Source organism: Enterobacter sp. CCUG 70166, from assembly GCF_020224095.1.
Lineage (GTDB): Bacteria > Pseudomonadota > Gammaproteobacteria > Enterobacterales > Enterobacteriaceae > Enterobacter > Enterobacter intestinihominis.
Window position 1 is genome coordinate 1 of the sequence record NZ_NRIQ01000078.1, and the last position, 5,133, is coordinate 5,133.

Here is a 5,133-nt window from a genome sequence, read left to right on the forward strand (position 1 = left end):
GCGCCGAGAGGGCGGCTTTACAGGGACGTTGCCTCCGCCCGTACCCGATAAGCCGGAAGGAATAAGCCGAGGGCACCGCGAAGCGGCGATTTACCGCCGGGAGCCCGGGTCGCCAGGGTGGTGGCGACTGAGCCACCCTGGCACGTTCACCGGTCATGTCGTTACAGAGTAGCAAGGAACATAAAGTGAACGGAATGACCACCACCGCCGTATGTTCCCCTCACCCTAACCCTCTCCCCGGAGGGGCGAGGGGATTGCTCAGTGCTCGCATTAATTTGTGGGGAACCCTCAGCCCTGTGGGAGAGGGCCGGGGTGAGGGCATCAGGCCGCACAAAACGAACCTAACCTAATGCCTGAATCGCCTTCTCCAGCGCCTCGCGCAGCAGATGGCGGTCGTGGCGATATTTAATATCGCTGGCTTCCAGCGGCTCTTGCACCACCACGCGATCGCCAATCCCCGACACATCTACTTTTGGCCCGACCACGACACCATCGATAATTTTCTTACCAACATACTGTTCCATCAGGTCCAGCTTATCCGCCAGCGACAGGCTTGCCGCCGCCGGACTGAGTTCGCGGCCTAAATTACCGATATAGACCATGGGCGCAGGCGTTCTGCGCAGCGCCTGCGCTAGCTCTTTCACCAGCAGGATCGGCATCAGGCTGGTATAAAAACTCCCCGGCCCAATCAGGATCAGATCGGCCTCGCCAATCGCTTCAACCGCTTCACGCGTTGCGGGTACGCTGGGGTAGGTCATCAGCTCTTTTGGCGGAAGGAGAAGCTGGTCGATATTCACTTCACCATACACTTCGTGATCGTCAGCATCGATCGCCATCAAATCTACCGGCTGTTCGGACATCGGGATCAGGAACGCATCCACTTTTAGCAGGTTACGAATTAAATTGATCGCTTCCAGAGGGCGCACGCTCAGGTGATCCAGCGCCTTTAACATCAGATTTCCAAGGTTATGGCCTGAAAGTTCGCCATTTCCCCCAAAACGGTACTCAAACATCGCCGAGGCCACGCTTGGCTCAGTAATGAGCTGGTTGAGGCAGTTGCGCATATCACCCCAGGCTATCCCGCCTTCAGCACGTCGGATCCGCCCGGTTGAGCCGCCGTTGTCCGTTGTTGTCACGATGCCCGTCAGGCGTGAGCCCAGTGACGATAACGACGACATAACCCGTCCCAGACCGTGACCTCCTCCAAGAGCGACCACGCGGTCCAGATCCGCAAAAGTGCGATTGCGCATACCTATTCCTTATCCTGTTAAGCTTGCGTCACAGTAACGCAACTACTCCTAAAAGACGATGCCTCTCACAAACCATAATGACGTATATCAATGCGAAAGCGCTGTTTTTGCGTATTCTGTAGTGAAAATGCACGATAACATCGTTATGTATAAATTTATATAGCGAAAAGCGACAATGGCGAAGTGGCGATTTCCACGCTACTATCGCCATAACCACGTTTTCAAAACTGAAAACATACACTCTAGCCCTGGCGCCTGTGTCGAGAGATATGGCGCCCTGGCCGTGGCGGATTTGCCACCAGGGTACAGAAAGAAATGACTGTGCCTCCCGATCTGGAAAGGTGTACATGGCTTCACAACTTACTGATGCTTTCGCGCGTAAGTTTTTCTACTTACGTTTGTCGATTACCGACGTGTGTAACTTCCGTTGCACCTACTGCCTGCCCGATGGCTACAAGCCGGGCAGCGTCACCAACAACGGCTTTCTCTCCGTGGATGAAGTACGCCGCGTCACGCGCGCGTTCTCTGAACTCGGTACGGAAAAAGTGCGTCTTACCGGGGGAGAGCCCTCCCTGCGCCGTGATTTCCCTGACATCATTGCCGCCGTGCGTGAAAACGAACGTATCCGCCAGATAGCGGTGACCACCAACGGTTACCGCATGGCGCGTGACGTGGCGAACTGGCGCGATGCGGGGCTGACGGCGATCAACGTCAGCGTCGATAGCCTGGACGCCCGTCAGTTCCACGCCATTACCGGCCAGGATAAGTTCCAGCAGGTAATGGACGGCATCGATGCCGCGTTCACCGCCGGTTTCGACAAGGTCAAAGTCAATACCGTGTTGATGCGTGATGTGAACCACCATCAGCTGGACACCTTTCTGGCGTGGATCAAACCGCGCCGCATTCAACTGCGTTTTATTGAGCTGATGGAGACCGGGGAGGGCAGCGAGCTGTTCCGTCGCCATCACATCTCCGGCATGGTCCTGCGTGACGAACTGCTGAAACGCGGCTGGATCCACCAGATCCGCCAGCGCAGCGATGGCCCGGCGCAGGTCTTTTGTCATCCGGATTATGAAGGCGAAATCGGCCTGATCATGCCCTATGAAAAAGACTTCTGTGCCAGCTGCAACCGCCTGCGCGTCTCCTCTGTTGGCAAGCTGCACCTCTGCCTGTTCGGGGATGGCGGCGTCGATCTGCGCGATTTGCTGGAAGACGACGCCCAACAGGACGCGCTTGAAGCACGCATTTCCGAGGCGCTGACGCACAAAAAGCAGACCCATTTCCTGCATCAGGGCAACACCGGCATTACTCAGAACCTGTCCTATATCGGCGGGTAATCAGGCTTTAGAAGGAACCAGAAGATGAGTCAGGTAAGCGCGGAATTTATCCCGACACGCATTGCTATTCTTACCGTTTCCGAACGTCGTGGTGAAGAGGATGATACCTCCGGCCACTGGCTGCGCGAGGCGGCACACGAAGCCGGGCACCAGATTGTTGATAAAGCGATCGTCAAAGAGAACCGTTACGCCATTCGCGCTCAGGTTTCACAGTGGATTGCGAGTGATGACGTCCAGGTTGTACTGATCACTGGCGGCACCGGCTTTACCGCAGGCGACCAGGCGCCGGAAGCGCTGCTTCCGCTGTTCGATCGCGAAGTAGAAGGCTTCGGCGAAGTGTTCCGCATGCTCTCATTTGAAGAGATTGGCACCTCTACGCTCCAGTCCCGTGCCGTCGCGGGGGTAGCGAACAAGACGCTGATCTTCGCCATGCCGGGCTCGACCAAAGCCTGCCGCACCGCGTGGGAAAACATTATTGCCCCGCAGCTGGATGCCCGTACCCGTCCGTGTAATTTCCATCCCCATTTAAAGAAATAAGCTATGTCACAACTGACCCACATAAACGCCGCTGGCGAAGCGCATATGGTGGATGTCTCCGCCAAAGCCGAAACGGTGCGCGAGGCGCGTGCTGAAGCGTTCGTCACCATGCTACCGGAGACGCTGGCGATGATTATCGACGGTAGCCATCACAAGGGTGATGTGTTTGCCACCGCCCGCATCGCCGGTATTCAGGCCGCTAAACGCACCTGGGACCTCATCCCGCTCTGCCATCCGCTGATGCTTAGCAAAGTGGAGGTAAATTTGCAGGCGCAGCCGGAGCATAACCGCGTGCGTATCGAGTCCCTGTGCCGCTTAACCGGGAAAACCGGTGTGGAGATGGAGGCGTTAACGGCAGCCTCCGTGGCGGCGCTGACCATCTACGACATGTGTAAAGCGGTGCAGAAAGATATGGTGATTGGCCCGGTGCGTCTGCTGGCAAAAAGCGGCGGCAAATCCGGTGATTTTAAGGTGGAAAGCCATGATTAAGGTGCTCTTTTTTGCCCAGGTCCGTGAGCTGATCAATACCGACAGCCTGACGCTGGACGGCTCTTTCGAAAACGTCGCCGCCCTGCGTGCGCATCTGGCGGCGCAAAGCGACCGCTGGGCGCTGGCGCTGGATGAAGGCAAATTGCTGGCCGCCGTGAATCAGACGCTGGTGGAGTTGACCCACCCGCTGGCTGATGGGGATGAAGTGGCCTTCTTCCCGCCGGTCACAGGGGGTTGAGATGACGGAAACCCGAATTCTGGTTGGCCATGAGCGTTTTAACGTGGGCACGGAATATGACTGGCTGGCCGGGCGCGACGAAGACGGCGCGGTCGTGACGTTTACCGGGAAAGTGCGTAATCATAATCTCGGCGACAGCGTAAAAGCGCTGACGCTGGAGCATTATCCGGGAATGACCGAAAAATCGCTGGCGGCCATTGTCGAAGAGGCGCGAGGCCGCTGGCCGCTGGGACGCGTTACGGTTATCCATCGCATCGGCGAAATGTGGCCCGGCGAAGAGATTGTGTTTGTCGGCGTCACCAGCGCCCATCGCGGGAGTGCGTTTGCGGCGGGGGAGTTCATCATGGATTACCTCAAAACCAAAGCGCCGTTCTGGAAGCGTGAAGCGACGCCGGAAGGTGAGCGCTGGGTAGAATCACGCGACAGCGATAAGCATGCCGCCAGCCGTTGGTAACAGGTTTACGTGGATGTGTTAGTCTTAACGTGTGTGTTTACTTAATCAGGAGTGAATCATGGACCGATTTCCGCGTTCCGATTCGATAGTTCAGCAGACCCGTAGCGGGCTGCAAACCTACATGGCTCAGGTGTATGGCTGGATGACGGTTGGCCTGCTGCTTACCGCGTTTATCGCGTGGTATGCGGCAAACACGCCTGAACTGATGATGTTTATCTTCTCCAGCAAAATCACCTTCTTTGGGCTGATTATTGCGCAACTGGCGCTGGTGTTCGTGCTCTCCGGGCTGGTGCACAAGCTCAGCTCGGGTATGGCGACCACGCTGTTTATGCTCTATTCGGCGCTGACCGGGCTGACGCTTTCCAGTATTTTCATCGTTTACACCTACTCCTCCATCGCCAGCACCTTTGTGGTGACCGGCGGGATGTTCGGTGTGATGAGCCTGTACGGTTACACCACCAAACGTGACCTGAGCGGCTTCGGCAACATGCTGTTTATGGGGCTGATTGGGATTGTGCTGGCGTCGCTGGTTAACCTGTGGCTGAAGAGTGACGCGCTGATGTGGGCGGTGACCTATATCGGGGTGGTGATCTTCGTGGGCTTAACCGCTTACGACACCCAGAAGCTGAAAAACATCGGTGAACAAATTGATGTTCGCGACAGTTCAAACCTGCGCAAATACTCGATTCTGGGCGCGCTGACGCTTTATCTGGACTTCATCAACCTGTTCCTGATGCTGCTGCGTATCTTCGGCAACCGTCGCTAGTCAGGGTGGCGCTGTCTGATGCCCTCACCCTGACCCTCTCCCACAGGGCTGAGGGTTCCCCA

At 56.7% G+C, this 5,133-nt stretch carries 7 protein-coding genes and 1 riboswitch; of the genes, 6 read left to right on the plus strand and 1 reads right to left on the minus strand.

Going from position 1 to position 5,133, the window contains the following annotated elements:
- Positions 1-341 precede the first annotated feature (341 nt).
- Positions 342-1,250, minus strand: a complete 909-nt coding sequence (gene yvcK, locus CKK19_RS24755) for a uridine diphosphate-N-acetylglucosamine-binding protein YvcK (protein ID WP_023299636.1) — start codon at positions 1,248-1,250, stop codon at positions 342-344.
- Between the two features lie 226 nt (positions 1,251-1,476).
- A riboswitch (molybdenum cofactor riboswitch) is annotated at positions 1,477-1,610 on the plus strand.
- Between yvcK and moaA the strand changes: the two genes are divergently transcribed.
- The 6 genes from moaA to CKK19_RS24785 all read left to right on the plus strand — a co-directional run bounded on the left by moaA (position 1,598) and on the right by CKK19_RS24785 (position 5,071).
- Positions 1,598-2,587: a GTP 3',8-cyclase MoaA gene (moaA, locus tag CKK19_RS24760; protein WP_017384935.1), complete on the plus strand. Its 990-nt coding sequence runs from the start codon at positions 1,598-1,600 to the stop codon at positions 2,585-2,587. (Overlaps the previous riboswitch by 13 nt.)
- Positions 2,588-2,611: 24 nt before the next feature.
- Positions 2,612-3,124 (plus strand): molybdenum cofactor biosynthesis protein B, encoded by a 513-nt coding sequence (moaB, locus tag CKK19_RS24765; protein ID WP_022647501.1) that lies wholly within the window; start codon positions 2,612-2,614, stop codon positions 3,122-3,124.
- 3 nt (positions 3,125-3,127) lie between these two features.
- On the plus strand, positions 3,128-3,613 hold the full coding sequence (gene moaC, locus CKK19_RS24770; RefSeq protein WP_006809528.1) for a cyclic pyranopterin monophosphate synthase MoaC: 486 nt from the start codon (positions 3,128-3,130) through the stop codon (positions 3,611-3,613).
- The gene (gene moaD, locus CKK19_RS24775; RefSeq protein ID WP_022647502.1) at positions 3,606-3,851 is read left to right on the plus strand and encodes a molybdopterin synthase sulfur carrier subunit; all 246 of its coding nucleotides are present in this window, start codon (positions 3,606-3,608) and stop codon (positions 3,849-3,851) included. Before moaC ends, moaD begins: the two co-directional genes overlap by 8 nt.
- Before the next feature lies 1 nt (position 3,852).
- Positions 3,853-4,305, plus strand: a complete 453-nt coding sequence (gene moaE, locus CKK19_RS24780; RefSeq protein ID WP_015571082.1) for a molybdopterin synthase catalytic subunit MoaE — start codon at positions 3,853-3,855, stop codon at positions 4,303-4,305.
- A 58-nt stretch (positions 4,306-4,363) separates the two neighbouring features.
- Complete coding sequence (locus tag CKK19_RS24785; RefSeq protein ID WP_003858508.1) at positions 4,364-5,071, plus strand: Bax inhibitor-1 family protein; 708 nt, start codon at positions 4,364-4,366, stop codon at positions 5,069-5,071.
- Positions 5,072-5,133: the final 62 nt, after the last annotated feature.

Bases quoted from the DNA above. Each gene is read 5' to 3' on its own strand.
- moaB (WP_022647501.1), top strand. From the start codon at position 2,612: ATGAGTCAGGTAAGCGCGGAATTTATCCCGACACGCATTGCTATTCTT.
- CKK19_RS24785 (WP_003858508.1), top strand. From the start codon at position 4,364: ATGGACCGATTTCCGCGTTCCGATTCGATAGTTCAGCAGACCCGTAGC.
- moaA (WP_017384935.1), top strand. From the start codon at position 1,598: ATGGCTTCACAACTTACTGATGCTTTCGCGCGTAAGTTTTTCTACTTA.
- moaE (WP_015571082.1), top strand. From the start codon at position 3,853: ATGACGGAAACCCGAATTCTGGTTGGCCATGAGCGTTTTAACGTGGGC.
- moaC (WP_006809528.1), top strand. From the start codon at position 3,128: ATGTCACAACTGACCCACATAAACGCCGCTGGCGAAGCGCATATGGTG.
- yvcK (WP_023299636.1), bottom strand. From the start codon at position 1,250: ATGCGCAATCGCACTTTTGCGGATCTGGACCGCGTGGTCGCTCTTGGA.
- moaD (WP_022647502.1), top strand. From the start codon at position 3,606: ATGATTAAGGTGCTCTTTTTTGCCCAGGTCCGTGAGCTGATCAATACC.